The organism is Psychrobacter sp. 4Dc, from assembly GCF_002836715.1.
Taxonomy (GTDB): Bacteria; Pseudomonadota; Gammaproteobacteria; order Pseudomonadales; family Moraxellaceae; genus Psychrobacter.
On the sequence record NZ_PJAT01000006.1, the window covers coordinates 15411 to 35106 of the forward strand.

The following is a 19696-nucleotide window of genomic DNA, read 5'->3' on the forward strand; positions in this document are numbered from 1 at the left end:
ACCAAACTTTCGCTGCGCTGTAAACCTTTATCAAAAAAATATGAGTATAAAATGACAAAACCCTTATCAACATCTACTCCACTACTCGAACGTCTGCATGCAACAATGAGTCAAAATAAGGAAGAGAATGACCGACAGTTTGTGACAGCATTGGGACGGGGACTGATCATACTGGCAGCGTTTGAGCATCATGAGCGGCTCACCCATCAGCAGCTATGTCAGATGACCGATCTGCCAAAAGCAACCATTACTCGCCTTATCCATACTTTGACCACGCTTGGTTTTTTACGTGTCACTGAGCATGGACAGTATCAATTGGGCAGTAGTGCGGTACGTCTCAGTGCGACCGCATGGAGTCGCCATGATATGGTGGCAGCGGCTGAACCACTATTACGTCAGTTCGCTAGTGAAAATGAAGTATCAGTGAATTTGGCGACCGAAGTCGAAGGAGAAATGCGCTATCACGCCTGCTGCCGTAGTCCTGCTCGTCTATCGGTCAACTTACAGGTTGGCTCCGCCGTACCTGTTGCACGCACTGCTATCGGACGCGCTTTTTATGCGGCAAGTACGCAAGCGAGACAGGCGGTCATCATTGGCAATCTCCAAGAGAATTTACCTGTTGAAGAATATAACGATGCGCAAACCGCCCTAGCCAGCGCGGTAGAGCATTATGAAAAGTATGGCTATACCGTGTCTGATGGGGAATTTTCTACTGATATACTGGCAGTCGCGGTCGGGGTCTATGATGTTGCAACAGGACAATACGCGTATTCGCTGAATGCCAGTGTGCCAAGTGCTAATTGGGAAGCGGATGAGTATGCTGCGATGATCGTGCCAAAATTACAGGCGTTAGCGGAGCGGATTGGTGGTGGTACATAGAGCATATTAAAACGAATAAAATCAAGGTTTAGGCTGGATAAACGAAAACACCATCTATAACCCTGTTACCCATTGATACCGACGTAATGACGTCATGCGTGTATGATGTACGCGACCAATGTAAGCATCTTATCTATATCAATCATTACTATTGAGCCTCGCTATGCCTGAATCTCGTACCAATCTAAACCCTGAACCCAAAACCAGTTCGCCGTACTTTATCGGATTATTACTTCGCTATAGCACGTTTGGCGCGGCGATTTTAATTCTGTTAGCGGGCTTATTATTGGTAAGTTGGTGGCTGATTGTGATCGGTGGTTTGGCTGTGGCACTTGGTATCTATGATTTGATTCAGTCGAAGCACGCGATATTGAGCAACTACCCTGTCGCTGGACATATCCGCTATGTATTGGAGGACTTTCGCCCTGAGATTCGCCAGTACTTGCTTGAGGACGATAAAGAACAAGTGCCGTTTTCACGCCAGCAGCGTGCGCTAGTCTATCAACGTGCTAAGAACGTCAGTGACACCAATGCCTTTGGTACGCTAGATAATTTATATACTCATGGTAAAGAATGGTTTTTGCAATCCACCATCAGTGCACCGTTAGAGAACAAAGACTTTCGTATTATGGTAGGCGGTGAGCGTTGTCAGCAGCCACACGATATGTCGGTATTCAATATCTCTGCGATGAGCTTTGGCAGTCTGTCCGCGAACGCTATCATGGCACTCAATCAAGGCGCAAAACTCGGCGGATTTACTCATGACACGGGCGAAGGCGCGATCAGCCCTTATCATCGTAAGTTCGGTGGTGATTTGATTTGGGAATTGGGTACAGGCTACTTTGGTTGCCGTGATAATGATGGTAACTTTGATCCACAGTCTTTTGCTGAAAAAGCTGTCGATCCGCAAGTTAAAATGATTGAAATCAAGCTTTCACAAGGTGCCAAGCCTGGTAAAGGTGGCGTCCTACCCTCTAGCAAAATTACGCAAGAGATTGCAGACACACGTCAAGTACCTACGGGTCAAGACTGTATCTCGCCTTCTTCGCATACCGCATTTAGCACCCCGCGCGAGTTAGTCGCCTTTTGGCAGCAGCTGCGTGAGTTATCTGGTGGCAAGCCAGTTGGCTTCAAGCTATGTATTGGTCAGCCATGGCAGTTTATGGCGATTGTCAAAGCGATGATAGAGACGGATAACTATCCTGATTTTATCGTTATTGATGGTGCAGAAGGCGGCACAGGTGCAGCGCCTGTCGAGTTTATGGACAATGTCGGCATGCCAATGGTTGAAGGGTTTTTGCTCGTACATAATACCTTAGTCGGTGCAGGTATTCGTGACAAAATTAAGCTTGGCGTCAGTGGCAAGATCGTATCAGGCTTTGATATTGCGCGCATGATTGCGCTAGGTGCCGATTGGTGTAACTCAGCACGTGGCTTTATGTTTGCGGTTGGCTGCATTCAGTCGCGCTCTTGTCATACCAACACTTGCCCAACGGGTGTAGCTACCCAAGATCCATATCGTCAAAAGGCGCTCGACGTCCCTAGTAAAGCTGAGCGTGTTGCAAGTTTCCATAAAAACACGCTAAAATCGCTTGCCAGTATCGTAGGTGCGGTTGGTTTACAGCATCCTAGCCAATTACAGCCGTATCATATTGCACGCCGCTTAGACGATGGGCAGATTAAGCTGTTATCCAAATTCTTCTACTTTACTGATAAAGGCGCATTGCTCGATCATAGTGCCCGTGCCGATGTATTTAACCAGATGTGGGTCATGGCAAACCCTGATAGCTTCTTAGCCAATAATGACGCACTCATTGCTTATAACAAAGACTCGCGTGATAAGGGCAAGGAAACTGGCGCGCCAACAGAACACAGCGCTGGGTATAATTCTGAGCACTTGACCAATCTCACCGATGGTGGACGATTAATTGGTAATGTGAACAATACAATCCGTGACTTTCCGCCTACTAATGACTGAATCAGTGCCTAAATCGTTGTATTTAAAAAGTAGTGATGAAGGAGTAATTAAGCGGTAGATAGTAACCAAACTCAAATAATTTACACATTAAAAGACGCGTGATTGATGCCAAGTTCTATTTTTAACTTATTCTTATCAACGATGGTACTTGCGCTAGGCCTGAGCGCCTGCCAGCAGACAAATACCAATGCGACTAGTAGCGATACCGATAGCTGGTCATGTCAGACTAAAGACACGCCCTTTGCTTATAGTGTTTGCCGTGTCGATGCTACCGCGTTAGCGAGCGAGCGTTATTCATTACAACTGTTTTGGCAATCCTCTGATAACAATGAGCCTCTGCTGACCTTTGATGCGTTATTGGCCACATTACCGAATCATGAGACCCTCAAATTTGCGATGAATGCAGGCATGTATAATGAAAACTATGCGCCGATTGGCTATACCGTCATCGAAGGCAAAGAACTCAAATCGCTAAATACAAAAGAAGGTGGCGGTAATTTTCATCTATTACCTAATGGGGTTATGTGGTGGGACCAAGCTGGCAACGTGCAAATCACCGAAAGTAATGCGTTAAATGAGCAGCTAAACAATGGTGATGTGCAGCCTTGGTATGCGACGCAATCGGGCCCTATGCTGGTCATCAATGACGAGATACACCCACAGTTCAACCCCAATAGCAGCTCAATCAAACTGCGTAATGGTGCAGGCGTTTGCCGTGATGGCAGTATACAGCTCGTTAATAGCTATGAGCCTGTAACCTTTTATCAGTTTGCAGAACTATTTAAGAATGAGTTAGGTTGTTCAAACGCGCTGTTTTTAGACGGTGGTATTGCCTCAGCATTGTATGCGCCTAGTATCGATAAGCAGGATAAAAAAGAGATGGGCGTGATGATTGGATTGGTTGAAAATAAAGAGTAATACGCATCTATATTTCAATGTTAATATCTAACTCCTATTGCTTCTTATATTGCGTTCAATAAAAAGCACTTGAAATGACGTTGTCATTCAAGTGCTTTTTTTGTTATTGGTAATAATTAGTGGCTAACAATCGCTAAAAACTAGCCACCCAAGCTCATCTTAGGGCCAAATGGTTCGTAGTGGACGCTATCGACACCATGATCTAATGCTACTAACCCATCAATCATGCTCTCCATAAATGGCATCGAGCCGCACACATAGATATCGGCAGGATTAGGCAAGGTAGCAAGCCACGCGGCATCCAATAACTGCCCAGACTCAAAGTAAAATATATGCTTTTCTACACTCTCAGCCTGTTCGAGTAACTTACTAACTTGATCAGAAAAAGCATGATGAGCGATATTTTGACATGCATAAACCCAAATAATAGGACGTTTAGGATTGGCTAATACTTGCGCCTCTAGCATAGACAGTACAGGCGTCACCCCGACTCCTGCACTCATCAACACCAATGGAATATCATTTTGCTGTATCAAATCTTGATTGAGCGCAAAGTCACCAGCTGGCGCCGATAATAAAACCGTATCACCTACTTCTAGTTGATCATGCATATAGTTAGAAACCAACCCATGATGTTCATTACGGTTATCACGTCGAACCGCAAACTGAATGCCCGTATCGGTACTGGCAGAGTATAAAGAATAATGACGTAAGGCTATATGGTCGCTGTCTTTTGGGTCTGTTTTCACCGTGATGTATTGACCAGCGGTTAAGGTCAATTTGCTCAGGTCAATATCTTGATTACTATCTTCATTGTCGTTCACTGGCACTACTGTAAAGGCTGCGATATCCGTAGCAACTGCTTCTTTTTTAGTGACCTTAAACAGTGCAAACCCCTGCCACATTGCTTCTTCATACATACCATGTTCAATTTGGATAAATACTGAGGCAATTTCATCATAAGCTTCTGTCCAAGCGTCGATAATGTCATCGGTAGCCGCCTCACCTAATACTTCTTTTATCGCCCCAATTAGATGCTTACCAACGATAGGATAATGCTCAGGCAATATCTGTAAGGCTCTATGCTTATGGCTAATCTGGGTCACTTGTGGCAATAGCATAGCCAACTTGTCCAAGTGCTTGGCAGCAGCCAATACCGTCATTGCTAGTGCCGTCTGCTGTCTTCCCAATTTTTGATTGGTCTCATTAAAAATATCTAACAGCTCAGGATGCTCATTAAACATATTTTTATAAAACACAGTGGTAATCGCAACGCCATGCTCTTCGAGTACGGGAACAGTTGCGGTGACGATTTCTAACGTTTTTGGTGAGGCCATGTTGTTTCTCTTAGTCATTAACTACATTGATAAATTGAAATGTTAAAAATAATCCGTCTAAACTGGCAATAATGAGTAGACCTTTTTACAGTAGTCATCAAAATTATTAGCCGACCAATACAGAATATTTATAACATTCATTTAAAATGAATTTTAACACACTTTACTAGGCATACCAATATAGGATGACTATAGAACCTATTTGCATCGATAAAAAAACAGCCGCTATGTTGTCATAACGGCTGTTTTTATAAGGGTTTAAGCTGTGTTAACAGGCTTTATCAATCAGGCTGAATATCAAAATTACCGTGCCATATATTGAGTCATTTCTTCAACACCATGTAGCGTCATCGGATACATCTTATTTTCGAACAGCTTTTTAATCTCAACGATGGTCTGTGTATATTGCCAATACGATGGGTTTTCAGGATTGAGCCAAGTTACTTTATCAAAATGCTCCAGTACTCGCTTCAGCCATACGATGCCCGCTTCATTATTCATATATTCTACGCTGCCACCTACTGTCATCAGCTCATAAGGTGACATCGATGCATCACCGACGAAGATAACACGATACTCACGGCCATATTTATTGAGTAGCTCAAACGTTGGCATCGGCGCACTATGACGACGATTGTTGTCCTTCCACACATAGTCATACAGGCAGTTATGGAAATAAAAGAACTCTAAGGTTTTAAATTCATTTTTTGCCGCAGAAAACAGTTTTTCGAGCGCTTCAACATGGATATCCATACTGCCACCCACATCAAACAACATTAGCACTTTGACTCGGTTACGGCGCTCCGCTTGCATATGTATATCGAGCACACCCTTTTTTGCCGTACGCTTAATCGTCTCATGAATATCAAGCTCATCAGCACTGCCAGTCCGCGCAAACTGACGCAGATTGCGTAGCGCCATCTGAATTTGACGAGTACCGAGCTGATTGTCGTCATCGAGATTGCGATATTTTCGCTGCTCCCAGACTTTTGCCGCACTGCGTTTGCGAGACTCACCGCCGACACGTACGCCTTCTGGATGATCACCATAGGCACCAAATGGCGAAGTCCCGCCCGTGCCTACCCATTTACTACCACCTTGATGACGCTCTTTTTGCTCTTTTAACCGTTCCTCTAACGCCTTCATCAGCTCTTCAAGCGAGCCGTACTTTTTCAGTAGGCGTCTTTGCTCTTCGGTCAGATTCTTTGGATCGAGCTTTAAATCTAGCCACTCTTTGGGCACGTCCGTTAGCTTGGCTAATAGCTCATCCATATCGAGACTATCGACACCTTCAAAATAATCTGCCATTGCCCGATCGAACTTATCAAAATGGCGCTCATCTTTGACCATGCACAGTCGAATCAGCCGATACATATCTTCGCGGCTAGCAAAAGTAGTCAGTGCTGGATCTTCAGGATGCGACTGCATCATCAGCCCTTTATCTAATGCGGCATTGAGATCGAGCAGCTCGCGCGTACTGACTGGCACGCCATAAGTACGCAAGGTATAGAATAGTTTGATAAACATAAGAGTCGTATCACTTATTGGCTGATATTATTATCTGATGATATTGCTGATATCATTGATTGCTACAGTCACAGGTTGAGCGTTTGCATTGACCTTCATAATAGATATCGGACATCGGATATTAAAGTCAACGCAAGCTGCAAACATTAGCGACGCATCATATTGGCAAAACGCTGTAATAAACTCACATCTGCCTCGTTTTTGAGCAATGCGCCATATAGAGGTGGAATAGACTTTTCGCCGCGCAGATTTTCTTCTAGCTCGTCCTGAGCCATATCATCAGCAAGTAACAAGGTTAACCAATCGACCAACTCAGACGTTGATGGCGGCTTTTTAAGACCTTGAATACCACGCAGTTTATAGAAAATATCCAATGCATCATTGACCAGTTTTTCCTGAATATCTGGAAAATGCACTTCGATGATTTGGCGCATGGTTTCTTCTTCTGGGAAGTCAATATAGTGGAAGAAACAACGACGCAAAAAGGCATCTGGTAGCTCTTTTTCATTGTTTGAAGTAATAATAACCACTGGACGCTGCGCCGCTGTAATAGTTTCGCCAGTCTCATAAACATAAAAAGACATCTTATCAAGCTCATGTAGCAAGTCATTTGGGAACTCGATATCGGCTTTATCAATCTCATCAATCAGCAGTACGCTACGCTCTTTACTGGTAAAAGCGTCCCATAGCTTGCCTGGCTTGATATAGTTACTAATCTCATAAACCTTGTCATCACCCAACTGCGAATCACGCAGGCGCGATACCGCATCATATTCATACAGACCTTGCTCAGCTTTGGTGGTCGACTTGATATGCCACGTAATCAGCGGCATGCCTAAACTTTCTGCAACTTCTTCGGCTAGCAGGGTCTTACCAGTTCCTGGCTCACCTTTGATCAGCAATGGCTTTTGTAAGGTCATAGCGGCATTTACTGCCAGTTGCAAATCATCGGTAGCAATATAACTACTGGTACCAGTAAAGTTTTGCTTAGTATTGTCAGCTGTGGTCATAATCAGATCTCGATTGTTGTTATAGATAAATTGTTATAAATGGATAGGTCTAAAACATAAATGACTAGGGCGTGTCTTCAATTGGATAAGCCCTAAATAATAGTTACAATACCGCATCTATTGAGTCGATGCGAGAAATACAAGTTATGGCAAGAAAAGCATTAACAGATACGCTTTGGGATCAATTGCAATCGACGATGATAAAGTACGGCTGCTATCAAACTCAAAACAGCCGAGAGATCATGGAAGCCATACTGTGGAAACTACGCACAGGGGCGCCTTGGCGTGACATACCTGAAGAATTATGTTCGTGGAAAACAGCCTATAGTCGTTTCAACCGCTGGTCGAAAACTGGCTTATGGGCGGATTTTTTTTTGGCTTACGAAAAGAAGTTGATACGGAATGGGTATTCACAGACGGAAGCTATGTTCGCTGTCATCAGCATGCAAGTGGAGCTCGGCGTGGTGAAGAGCGAGCAATTGGACAAAGCCGTGGCGGAGCAACTACAAAGATACACCTATCCTGTGATGCCGATGGATATCCGCTCCATTTTAAAATCACTGGGGGTGACGTCCACGACAGTCAAATTGCAGGTGAATTGATTGAGATGATTGGACAGGCAGATTACTTTATCGCTGATAAAGGCTATGACTCAGAGTGTATCAGAGACAAAGCTCGCAGCCATAATATGATACCTGTCGTTCCTAAAAGGAAGAATGCCAAACAGCCTAATCCAGAGTTTGATAGCTATTTGTACAAGCTGCGTCATCTTGTTGAAAATATGTTTGCAAGGCTTAAGCATTTTCGTAGTATCGCTACTCGCTATGAGAAGTTAGCGCGTAATTTTAAGTCAATGCTTTATCTGGCGTGTACTATCGTTCATTGTAAGATGAATTGAAGACACGCCCTAATAACGAATAAATTGGTAAAGAATAAATTAGATTAGCACAGCCTGATGCATTGCCAAAATACTCATGCGTTCGCATTTATTAACAATTGTTATGTGCAATGTATAGTGAGCTATTATTTATATTCCTAATAAACAGTCGAGCACAAAAAAAAGACACGCAGCGGTGTCTTTTTATTCGGGTATCAAATAACTTTTAAGACAATAATGTTGTCTCAACGCTTAGCCTATTTTTATCACTTATCAGACGTATCGCTATCCGTTTTCTTAGCCGACGTACTGTCTTTTTTTAAGCTCACGTTAGTCTCAGGCTGTTCAGTTACGGTAGCGCCTTCTGGCAAATAACTGCCTGTGGTCATTTGCAATGTGGCCTGCGTATCTTCTGCGCTGCGACTGCGGGCTTTGTCCAAGCTTGATGCAAATGCGCTGCGTATCAACTGCCATACAAAACCAACAAACAACCCTGCGACCAGTATCACCAATATCGGCAACATATTGGCAACCGCGCCTGCGTAATCTTTCATCATCACAGCATAGACGACGCTAATACTGGCTGGTGCAAGCTCGCTCGGATCGCCAAGTGCAGTACCTGGTGCTAATAATACTGCAAACAGAACCATCCAGCTCATACCGCCCAATGGCTTTGGCAGTACACGAGCAACGAGTATCCATAACACTAGTACCAAAACAGCACCGCCAAGATAAGCATACATCGGCAAATCAGCGGGCGGGACATCCTTTACCATTTGGCCCCACCAAATGGCAATCTCACCGAGAATGTCACTGATAGACTCTAGCGGTAAGCTATGTAAGATATTTTTTAACCAGTCCATGCGTGTTTATTTACCTGCGTTTATCGCCGGTGACACAATCTGTGTCTAGCGGTATATGTGCGTTCTGTAGAACCAGAATGAGGCCAACTACATAATAGACTTATGCATTATGTAGGCTTATATGTACGTTGCGTATGGTGTCAGTTTATCACGACTCTCTACTCAAATGCATGTGAGCAAGTGTGTCGTAGGTTTTTATCGACGCTATTTTCAAGATAGCGTACTGATATGTCCTACCACACTTACTTGCTGACAAATCCATTAATTATAGATGCTGTCCTGCGATTCACGAGCACGCAGCTCTGCTTGGCGGCGCATCACGTCTTGCGGCGGCAACTGCACAAAGTAACCTTGAGACTGTAATTTTGCCAGTACTTCTTCTTTATCGACACGAGCGAGCTTATCTTTAGTTGATAAGTCCAAATGCATGACGAACTTACTACGGCCTAAACCTGCACGGAAATCTTTTGGTAATACGCCAAGCCAGTCTTTGATCTCATCAGTATCGTCAGGATAATCAGGACGCGCAATGTAGATATACATGTCGTCATGTTTTGGAAATTTATAAATATCGCAATGCATAAAAACCACCTATCAGAAACTATGGGCGTAGGTTAGCATATTTCAGGCAAATACCAGTAGTCGCTTTGCGTTTTGCTATGGTAATTTTTGTCAAAACACACAGACAAAACGCTGATATGAGCGATAAAAATATCGTTGTAAAACATAACCTATTTAACAGACTGCCCTATCAAAACATCATTTTTGCCAAATTTATTTATTTTAATGGCTTTGATGACTTGTAAAAGCGCTTTGAACCTTTCATAATAAAAGCGTTTTTCAGGAGAGAGTTTATCAGCATAGATTTTGTATTAAACCCTATTGGTTATACAACTATCGCAATTGCTGGATAACCACCGAAGGCGCATCCACCCTGCCAATCGCTCAGGTAAAAGGACTGAAAAACGCATGTCACTGTTGTTTGATAGTGTTTAGTAATATGACGCTCATAGCGCACTACTTTTTTATCAAACATAAGGCATAACAAATCTGGAGAGTGGTAAGCACGGACGACGTCTTACCCACCGAAGGGGAGAAAATACGCTATCATCGACGATAGGGCTCATATAACTGCCCAAAAATGATGGTTCGTGTTGAAAATCTCAGGTCACAGGACAGATAGGGCTTTAGCTCAAACTGACGTATAGCGTCTGTTTGGCTTACGTCTTCATCTTTGCTTTCTGTGTCACCCTTTGATGTGATATTTGCGCCTTGCAATATTGCTTCTCGCTACTTTTACGTTGCGCATCACTCCTTACTCTACCGAGTACGACTGATGTACACATAAGGATTTGTTATGACTGATACCCATTCTCAAGACATCACTTCTCAAAACGATCAAAGCCAAGCTCCTCAGCGCACCCCTTTTTACCAGTCTCATATTGATAGTGAGGGCAAACTGGTCGATTTCTCTGGTTGGGAATTGCCAATTCATTATGGTTCACAAATCGAAGAGCACGAAGCAGTACGCACAGATGCAGGTATGTTTGATGTCTCACATATGGTTGTGACTGATATCAAAGGCGCTGATACTAAAGCATGGCTACAAAAGCTGCTCGCAAACGATGTCAACAAACTCACTACCGCTGGTAAAGCGCTGTACTCTGGCATGCTCAATGAGCAAGGCGGCGTTATCGATGATTTGATCGTCTACCTGATGAATGCAGAAGAAACTGAGTACCGCATCGTCTCTAACGCAGCCACTCGTGACAAGGATTTAGCACAGTTTAATAAAGTCGCCGAAGGTTTCGATATTACGATTACCGAGCGACCTGAGCTTGCTATGCTTGCCGTGCAAGGTCCAAATGCTATTGCAAAACTGGCTCAGGCCAAACCAAGCTGGACAGATACCTTAGCAGCACTAAAACCTTTCGTTGGTGCTGATTTGACCGATATCGAAGGCACTGATTGGTTTGTGGCTCGTACTGGCTATACTGGTGAAGATGGCGTCGAAGTCATTATGCATGCCGATGATGCCCCTGTTTTCTTTGAACAACTAAAAGGAAATGGTATCAAACCTGCTGGTCTTGGCGCACGTGATACCTTGCGTATGGAAGCGGGCATGAATCTTTATGGTCATGACATGGATGAGAATGTTAGCCCTTATGAGTGCAACATGGGCTGGACGCTTGCACTAAAAGACGATCTTGCCTTTGTCGGCCGTGAAGCATTAGTCAGCAAACGTAAGCAGTCAAAAGAAGACAACACTGCTATGAAGCAAGTGGGTCTGCTATTGACCACGCGTGGCGTATTGCGTGAAGGCATGACAGTGACTATCAATCAAGGCACTGATAACGAGCAAACTGGCATTATCACCAGTGGTACATTCTCCCCTAGCCTAAAAAATTCAATCGCGATTGCTCGTGTACCTGCCAGCTTATCAGAAGATGACAGCGTACAAGTCGATCTACGTGGCAAAGGTAAGTTCGTCGATGTGCGCGTATTGAAGCTACCTTTTGTCCGTAACGGCAAGCAACAGTTTGACTCTTAGGTCTTATAAATTCTATCATTAGAGCGCGTTGTCATTTTGCACCCAATTATAAAAATGACGACACGCCCAGCCTTCATTATTTTTGTTAATTAACCTCTATCACTTAGGAGAGAGACCATGAGCAACATCCCAGCAGAGCTAAAATATATTGCTAGTCACGAGTGGCTACGCCTAGAAGACGACGGTACGATCACTGTTGGTATCACTGACCATGCTCAAGACCTATTGGGTGATGTGGTATTCGTTGAGCTACCAGATGTGGGCGATATCATCGCTGTTGATGACGAAATCTCAGTTGTTGAATCAGTAAAAGCGGCTTCTGACGTTTATGCGCCTATTTCAGGTGAAGTGATCGCTATCAATGAAGCACTAGAAGATGATCCTGAAATCATCAACTCTGACCCATACGGCGAAGGTTGGTTCTTCAGAATGAAGCCTGACAACATCGCTGACTACGAAGCACTAATGACTGCTGACGAGTACGAAAGCGACTTATAAGCTAAGCACGCAAGCTAAGCACGCAAGCTAAGCATGCTCTCACAAGACATTAGCACTTGTAAGACTTTAGCTCGTACAAAGCACTAGCCCCGACTAAACATAGATACTGGCAACAGCTGGTATCTATACTCTCTATTTAAACTGTTTGAACAACCTTTCTCATTAAAAGTATTGGCTCATTGACCATGCTTATTATTTGAAAGCAGCTTTATATGTAGATCTCCAACAATCATTATCGTCCGATGTTATTGCTACCAAGCGTTATCTCATTGACTCGTATTGATCACCTATTCGAATCCCAATGAATACGTGCTATCAATAACGACGCAAACTGATAACCCAATTCTCAGCATGGATCCTAATATGAATGCCAACACCGATAATAAAGACCCCATTGCCACACCAAACCATACGCCGCAGCTACAAGCGTTTCGCGATATCGTAGAGTCACGCCGTTCCGTGCGCCGTTTTACTGACACACCTATCCCTGACGACGTATTGGCAGACTGTCTGCGTTTGGCCATGCTAGCACCAAACTCTAGCAACCTACAGCCGTGGGAATTTTATGTTATCGATGATGCTGACAATCGCAAACGCGCCGTCAAAAACTGTATGAATCAAAACGCCGCAAAAACATCAGCCCGTTTGATTGCCATCGTTGCTCGTACTGATGTTTGGCACGATCACGCTAAGCAAGTATTGCGCGAATATCCTGACCAGCCAGTGCCAAAGAAAGTGAAAGACTACTACAACAAAGTCGTCACAATGGACTTTTTGCGCGGCCCAGCCAACGTGGTTTCGGCTGCAAAATGGGGCGCGACGCAAGTGGTCAGACGCGTAAAAGGCCCAATCAAATCGCCTTATTATACCTTTGAAGACACCAAAAACTGGGCAACCAATAACACCGCGCTTGCCGCCGAAAACCTGATGCTAGCATTACGCGCTCATGGTTTTGATAGCTGTCCTATGGGCGGCTTTGATGAGCCTGCCATGAAAGCGTTGCTCAATCTTAGCGACGACCATCATATCGTTATGATGCTTGGCGCAGGCGAGCGCGCTGACAGTGGCGTTTACAACACCCAGTTCCGCTTTGATCAAAAACAGTTTGTGCATTACGTATAACGTACCGCTCACATTATTCCCTTAATTGCTATTTTGTTTATTACTCCCTTAACCAAGGATTGTCATGACTATCTCTCAAAACCCATCGTTTGATACCTTTCAAGGATTGTTCAACGAAGCTGAATTTGTCTATCGCCACTTAGGTTCGAACGAAACCAAGCAAGCTGACCTACTCAGCGCTGTTGGTTATAAAGATATGCAAAGCTTTATCAATGACACTGTGCCTGAGCCAGTACGTCTGCACAAAGAGCTGGATTTGCCAGTGGCGATGAGTGAGCATGCGGCACTTGCCAAACTACGCACGATGGCAGATGACATCACTGTTAACAAAAGCTATATCGGTCAAGGCTACTCTCCGGTTCGTATGCCTGCGGTCATTCAGCGCAACGTCCTTGAAAATCCAGGCTGGTACACCGCCTATACCCCTTATCAAGCTGAAATCGCTCAAGGTCGTCTAGAAGCATTGCTGAACTTCCAACAAGTATGTATTGATCTAACAGGTCTTGAGCTGGCTGGTGCGTCATTGCTTGATGAAGCAACAGCAGCGGCAGAAGCGATGGCGATGTCAAAGCGTGTGAGCAAAAGCAAATCAACGCAGTATTTCGTCGACGAGCGTGTCTATCCGCAAACGCTAGATGTTATCAATACTCGTGCTAAATACTTTGGTTGGGAAGTGGTCGTTGGTGATTTTGAAACGGCTAAATCAGGCGATTATTTTGGTGCGCTATTCCAGTATGTCGGTGCTGAAGGTGACGTTAAAGACTTAACAGACGTCATCAGTGCCGTAAAAGAAAACAAAACTTACGTCAGCGTCGTCAGTGACATCATGAGCTTGGTGTTATTAAAATCACCAGCCGATATGGGTGCCGACGTAGCGCTAGGTAGTACGCAGCGCTTTGGTATACCAATGGGCTTTGGTGGTCCGCATGCCGCTTATTTTGCGTTTTCTGATAAAGCCAAGCGTTCAGCACCTGGTCGTATCATTGGCGTATCAAAAGACGCACAAGGCAATACTGCATTACGTATGGCTCTACAAACACGTGAGCAGCATATCCGCCGTGAAAAAGCCAACTCAAATATCTGTACGTCGCAAGTATTACTAGCCAACCTCGCTGGTATGTACGCGGTATATCATGGTCCAGGCGGCGTGAAGCGTATTGCTACTCGTATTCATGCATTTGCCACTGCGTTTGCTGACGCTATCACAGAATCTAACGACAGCAGCTTGAGTGTGGTACATGATCAATTCTTCGATACAGTCGTGGTTGATTGTGGTTCAGAGAAATTGGCTACTCAAATCTTTAAAAATGCAGACAACGTTGGCTACAACTTATGGCGTCTAAGCGACACCAAATTGAGCGTTGCCTTTAGTGAAACCAGCGATCAACAAGACTTCAACACCTTGACTCAGCTATTCGTCAACAAGTCACACGATCTACCTGAAACCGCTCGCGTCTCTCTAGATAGCGCACACCTACGTACGGATGACATTTTGACTCATCCAGTATTTAACTCGCATCACACCGAGCATGAAATGCTACGCTACCTAAAGTCGCTTGAAGACAAAGATTTGGCGATGAACCGCAGCATGATTTCACTGGGTAGCTGTACCATGAAGCTAAACGCCACCAGTGAGATGCTACCGATTACTTGGCCTGAGTTTGCCAACGTGCATCCTTTTGCACCACGTGATCAAGTTACTGGCTATATCGCGATGATCGATAGCTTGCAAGATCAATTAAAAGCCATTACTGGTTTTGATGATGTCTCTATGCAGCCAAACTCTGGTGCCTCTGGTGAATATGCTGGTCTGCTCGCGATTCGCCGTTATCATGAGTCATTGGGCGAGACCAATCGTGATGTGTGCTTGATTCCTCAGTCAGCGCACGGTACCAACCCTGCTACCGCCATGATGATGGGTATGAAAGTCGTCGTGGTCAAAACTGATGAAAATGGCAACGTTGATATCGATGATTTAACCGCCAAGTGTGAAGAGCATAGCGAGCGTTTGGGCGCTTTAATGATCACGTACCCATCGACTCATGGCGTGTTTGAAGAAGGCATCCGTCATATCTGTGATTTGACCCACAAACATGGCGGTCAGGTCTATATGGACGGCGCGAACATGAATGCTCAGGTAGGCATGATGCAACCTGCAGACGTTGGTGCTGATGTACTACATATGAACTTGCACAAAACCTTCTGTATTCCGCATGGCGGCGGCGGTCCAGGTATGGGTCCTATCGGTATGAAGGCGCATTTGGCACCCTTCATGGCCAACCATACGCTAAGCCCTGTGCATAATGCACAAAAAGACTGCTCAGCGGTATCGGCTGCGCCTTATGGTTCAGCGAGCATCTTGCCTATCTCATGGATGTACATTGCCATGATGGGCCGTGATGGTCTGCTAAAAGCGACCGAGCTTGCCCTGCTAAACGCCAACTACGTCGCTGCTGAATTAAAAGGTCACTACCCTGTCCTGTATGCAGGCAAAAACGGCCGCGTAGCTCACGAATGTATCATCGATATTCGTCCGTTAAAAGAAGAGACTGGCATCACGGAAAGCGATATCGCTAAGCGCTTGATGGATTATGGTTTCCATTCGCCAACGATGAGCTTCCCAGTCGCTGGCACACTTATGATTGAGCCAACTGAGTCTGAGTCAAAAGAAGAGTTGGATCGCTTTATCAGTGCGCTAAAGTCTATCAAAGCTGAAGCGATGAAAGCCAAAGCTGGTGAAGATAACTGGACGCTAGAAGACAACCCATTGGTCAATGCACCGCATACCGCAGCTATGATTACTAGCGAAGAGTGGACGCATCCATACAGCCGTGAGACTGCTGCATTCCCACTACCGTACATCCGTGCAAACAAGTTCTGGCCAAGTGTCGCGCGTGTCGATGATGCGTATGGTGATAAGAACCTAATGTGCTCTTGCCCAAGTATCGAAAACTATATGTAATTATCACTTTCGATAGTTATTCTCTGTAGTAAAAAACCTCCAAGTCAGCTGCTGACTTGGAGGTTTTTATTTGTCTGACTTTTTATCTATTACGTTAGCAGGTAATATTATCAATAAAATAAACGATAAGAACTCAATGTAATAAAAGCTTAGGGGCTGTAGTAGATAAGCACTATGCTAGACTACTTTTATGAAGATAACCCGTTGTAAACTAAGTAAAAAAGCACAGCGAAGGCTGTTAGAGTTTTTTACGGCTGAAGTGACTGCTAGAACAGCCGCAGATTTGCTTGATATTCAGCCTAATACTGCTGCACTTTTTTATCATAAAATAAGACTTGTGATAGATTACCATCTCTCATTAGAAGCTGATGAGCTTTTTGATGGTGAGGTCGAATTAGATGAAAGTTACTTTGGCGGTGTACGCAAAGGCAAAAGAGGTCGCGGGGCAGCTGGTAAAACCGCTGTATTTGGTATTCTAAAACGAAACGGTAAGGTTTATACCATTGTCGTAGCAGACACCAAACAGACTACCCTAATGCCTGTTATTAAGCGTAAAATCAAGCCTGACAGCTTTGTTTATACGGATAGCTATCGAAGTTACAATGCATTAGATGTGAGTGAGTTTAAACATTTCAGAGTCAATCACTCTATAGAGTTCATTTGCGGTAAGAACAATCACATCAATGGCATTGAGAACTTCTGGAATCAGTCCAAACGAACACTCAGAAAGTATAATGGGATTAATAAGAAGAACTTCCATTTGTTTTTAAAAGAGTGCGAGTTTAGATTCAACTATGGCTCACCATCTAATCAGCTGAAAACCTTGAGAAAATGGTGTGATATTTAATCCTTATCTACTACAGCCCCAAAGCTTATATTGATAATAAGCTATTTACCTTAAATTTCTGAAGCAATCATTTGGACACTGCTATGCAACATAAAGCGCCTAAACAAAAAACTCGCGTTATTCTAATTCATGGGCTACACCAAACCCCATGGATCATGCGGCCATTAGCCAAGCGCCTGCAAGCAGCAGGATTTGATACCCATCAGTATGGCTACCGTAGTATGCGTGATGGTATCAAAACCAATAGCGCTCGCCTAAATAGCTGGCTAGAAACAAACCATCACACAGATCATCCTATAGATTTGGTCGGACATAGTTTAGGTGGTTTGATCATTCGTGACTTTGTCGCTCAGTATCCAAAATGGAAAATCGGACGTTGCGTGACGCTAGGAACACCGCATATAGGGAGTGTTTGTGCAGATTATATCTGGCGATTGACTCCTGCTGTCGTAGGTCGCTCGTATGTCGACGCACTCGACGGCACAGTCGCACCATTGCCCAAACATGTGACGCTAGGCGTCATCGCTGGCAACCGACCTTATGGTCTAGGTCAGCTGTTTTTGCAATATCACAATCGCAAACTGCGCAAATCTGACAAGCCACCCCTTAACGAGCAGCTTGCACATGACGGGACAGTATATATAGAGGAAACGAAAATAGAGGCTGCAGCTGATCATATTGTCATGCCAGTCTCACATACTGGCATGCTAGTAAACCCAGAGGTCGCCGAGCAGACTCGATACTTTTTAGAGCATGGGCGATTTAAACGCTAAGAGCTGTATGAATACTTGAGTGTCAGTTTTCAGTCTTATCGAACGATTTCTTGTTAAACGGTGCCTTATCGAACGCTGCTTTATCGAACGCTTCCTTATTAAACACGAATACCCATCCCTTGCTGCAATTCAGTTTTATGCTTGCTGATCACTGGAATCAACGTCTGGATGACCCAGCCATTGCGCCAGCCTTTTAACCCTTGCGGTAATTCGCTGAGATCTTTATCAAGAGCAATGACTTCATATAGCTGTCCTAGCCATTTTTTGCGCATTAAAACGCTGCTAGGCACGCCGATAGCCCTAGCGTGATCATCAATCGCTTGCTGCACTGCTTTTGACAAGATTTTGTTTTTTGAGCGATATGGCGGCACTAGACAAGCTGGATGCTCGGCAGGTGGTAGGCTTTTGGCTTCTCTTATTATCTTAAGCATCTCTTCGCCATAGAGACGCAGCATACTACGGTGCATCGTCGTTTTGTGCGCCAGCTCACGCATGCTGTTTGGTTTTTCAGTGACGATCTCGCGTACCGCTTGCTTTTTGATGATAAACGTACGTGGCTGGTTGGTCGCACGTGCCAGCTCTTCTCGCCACGTCGCAATCCCTTTGAGTATCGCCATTTGCTGTGAGTTATAGCGATAATCAGCCATTGTTAGATACATCGCTTCATCTTCGACGTGCTGCAAGTCATACAAATCACTGGCATAAAGCTGACAGTCAGCCCAGACGTAATCGTATAGGCCTTGTGCCTTAAGCGCATGTTCGATACTGAGATACAGCGCTGGCAAATAACGCACATCATCAATGGCATATTGCTCCTGCTCGTCTGTCAACGGGCGCTGGAGCCAATCAGACTGACTGTGCTCTTTATCGATATGCATATCTAACTGATCTGCCAACGCCTGCTGATAGCCCATTTGTAATTGACCGGTTAAATAAGACAACGCAATTTGCGTATCAAAAATATTGGTCAATGGTGGACAACCAGATAGCAGATAAAAAATGCCTAAATCTTCGCCGCAGGCATGCCAGATAGCCACATCTACTTTGCGTAGCGCTTCCCACAGCTCAGCCAGTTGTAGCTGCGGTGCATCCAGTAGATAAACATGATTACCAGTATTTAATTGCACCAGTGCCAAGCGCGGATAATAAGTGTCACGCTTGATAAACTCAGTATCTAAGGCTACGCGTCCGCAAGTCGCTAAGGCATCAATAACCTCATCTAAATCGCCTTGCTTACGTACCCATGTAATAGCAACGTCATCAGCAATATCTAGCAGTGCATCAATATCTAGCACCTCAGCATCTGGAGTATTAGACACTGACTCAGATGAAGTGGCTGCTGACATTGGCTCAGTATTAGCGGCTTCTTGTAATGAGCCATCATTGATATCAGCAGCATTTGATTGAGCTGAGGCGTTTGAAACGTTATTGGACACGGGCAGATACCTGCATTAATAGGAGAAAATAAAACGCTAAACCGCGCCTTAATAAAATTAAAAGATAAACAATAATAAAGTAATTATAGCAATTCCAAGAAATGAATTGGGTAAGACT

General features: G+C 44.4%; 16 protein-coding genes and 2 riboswitches. Of the genes, 10 read left to right on the forward strand and 6 right to left on the reverse strand.

The features are described 5' to 3' along the window. Positions 1-51 precede the first annotated feature (51 nt). From CXF61_RS00635 to CXF61_RS00645, 3 genes are all read left to right on the forward strand, one after another. Complete coding sequence (locus CXF61_RS00635) at positions 52-879, forward strand: IclR family transcriptional regulator (RefSeq protein WP_165596780.1); 828 nt, start codon at positions 52-54, stop codon at positions 877-879. Between the two features lie 163 nt (positions 880-1042). Next, a complete protein-coding gene (locus tag CXF61_RS00640; RefSeq protein ID WP_165596781.1) occupies positions 1043-2857 on the forward strand; it encodes an FMN-binding glutamate synthase family protein in 1815 nt (604 codons plus the stop codon). A gap of 105 nt (positions 2858-2962) precedes the next feature. Beyond that, complete coding sequence (locus CXF61_RS00645) at positions 2963-3775, forward strand: phosphodiester glycosidase family protein (RefSeq protein ID WP_101205692.1); 813 nt, start codon at positions 2963-2965, stop codon at positions 3773-3775. A gap of 140 nt (positions 3776-3915) precedes the next feature. Here CXF61_RS00645 and CXF61_RS00650 read toward each other — a convergent pair whose 3' ends face one another. The 3 genes from CXF61_RS00650 to CXF61_RS00660 all read right to left on the reverse strand — a co-directional run bounded on the left by CXF61_RS00650 (position 3916) and on the right by CXF61_RS00660 (position 7649). After that, positions 3916-5112, reverse strand: a complete 1197-nt coding sequence (locus CXF61_RS00650) for a globin domain-containing protein (protein ID WP_101205693.1) — start codon at positions 5110-5112, stop codon at positions 3916-3918. Between the two features lie 303 nt (positions 5113-5415). After that, positions 5416-6639 carry a vWA domain-containing protein gene (locus CXF61_RS00655; RefSeq protein WP_101205694.1) on the reverse strand — a complete coding sequence of 408 codons (1224 nt, stop codon included), beginning with the start codon at positions 6637-6639 and terminating at the stop codon, positions 5416-5418. Between the two features lie 146 nt (positions 6640-6785). Next, positions 6786-7649 (reverse strand): AAA family ATPase, encoded by an 864-nt coding sequence (locus tag CXF61_RS00660; protein ID WP_165596782.1) that lies wholly within the window; start codon positions 7647-7649, stop codon positions 6786-6788. A gap of 146 nt (positions 7650-7795) precedes the next feature. On the opposite strand from CXF61_RS00660, the gene CXF61_RS00665 reads away from it, so the two are divergent. After that, positions 7796-8547 (forward strand): IS5 family transposase gene (locus CXF61_RS00665; protein WP_166739263.1). Its coding sequence is split into 2 segments (ribosomal slippage): positions 7796-8003 and positions 8003-8547, totalling 753 coding nucleotides; the frame shifts between segments, so codons are not numbered across the junction. A 245-nt stretch (positions 8548-8792) separates the two neighbouring features. Here the strand turns inward: CXF61_RS00665 and CXF61_RS00670 are convergent. Both CXF61_RS00670 and CXF61_RS00675 read right to left on the reverse strand, forming a co-directional pair. After that, a complete protein-coding gene (locus CXF61_RS00670; protein WP_165596783.1) occupies positions 8793-9389 on the reverse strand; it encodes a hypothetical protein in 597 nt (198 codons plus the stop codon). A 261-nt stretch (positions 9390-9650) separates the two neighbouring features. Further along, positions 9651-9971 carry a YcgL domain-containing protein gene (locus CXF61_RS00675; RefSeq protein ID WP_057760762.1) on the reverse strand — a complete coding sequence of 107 codons (321 nt, stop codon included), beginning with the start codon at positions 9969-9971 and terminating at the stop codon, positions 9651-9653. Between the two features lie 249 nt (positions 9972-10220). Next, positions 10221-10360, forward strand: a riboswitch (glycine riboswitch). Positions 10361-10429: 69 nt separating this feature from the next. Then, positions 10430-10578: riboswitch (glycine riboswitch) on the forward strand. A gap of 168 nt (positions 10579-10746) precedes the next feature. Here CXF61_RS00675 and gcvT point away from each other — a divergent pair. The 6 genes from gcvT to CXF61_RS00705 all read left to right on the forward strand — a co-directional run bounded on the left by gcvT (position 10747) and on the right by CXF61_RS00705 (position 18142). Continuing rightward, positions 10747-11940 (forward strand): glycine cleavage system aminomethyltransferase GcvT, encoded by a 1194-nt coding sequence (gene gcvT, locus CXF61_RS00680; protein WP_165596784.1) that lies wholly within the window; start codon positions 10747-10749, stop codon positions 11938-11940. Between the two features lie 117 nt (positions 11941-12057). Then, positions 12058-12438: a glycine cleavage system protein GcvH gene (gcvH, locus tag CXF61_RS00685; protein ID WP_057760766.1), complete on the forward strand. Its 381-nt coding sequence runs from the start codon at positions 12058-12060 to the stop codon at positions 12436-12438. 363 nt (positions 12439-12801) lie between these two features. Beyond that, on the forward strand, positions 12802-13560 hold the full coding sequence (locus tag CXF61_RS00690) for a nitroreductase family protein (protein ID WP_102092319.1): 759 nt from the start codon (positions 12802-12804) through the stop codon (positions 13558-13560). Between the two features lie 64 nt (positions 13561-13624). Next, positions 13625-16522 (forward strand): aminomethyl-transferring glycine dehydrogenase, encoded by a 2898-nt coding sequence (gene gcvP, locus CXF61_RS00695; protein WP_165596785.1) that lies wholly within the window; start codon positions 13625-13627, stop codon positions 16520-16522. Between the two features lie 190 nt (positions 16523-16712). Beyond that, positions 16713-17369, forward strand: coding sequence for an IS1595 family transposase (locus CXF61_RS00700; protein WP_045455674.1), 657 nt, complete (start codon positions 16713-16715; stop codon positions 17367-17369). 83 nt (positions 17370-17452) lie between these two features. Next, the gene (locus CXF61_RS00705) at positions 17453-18142 is read left to right on the forward strand and encodes an esterase/lipase family protein (RefSeq protein ID WP_165596786.1); all 690 of its coding nucleotides are present in this window, start codon (positions 17453-17455) and stop codon (positions 18140-18142) included. A gap of 98 nt (positions 18143-18240) precedes the next feature. On the opposite strand, the gene CXF61_RS00710 is transcribed toward CXF61_RS00705, so the two are convergent. Continuing rightward, positions 18241-19578 carry a ribonuclease D gene (locus CXF61_RS00710; RefSeq protein WP_227526556.1) on the reverse strand — a complete coding sequence of 446 codons (1338 nt, stop codon included), beginning with the start codon at positions 19576-19578 and terminating at the stop codon, positions 18241-18243. Positions 19579-19696 lie beyond the last annotated feature (118 nt).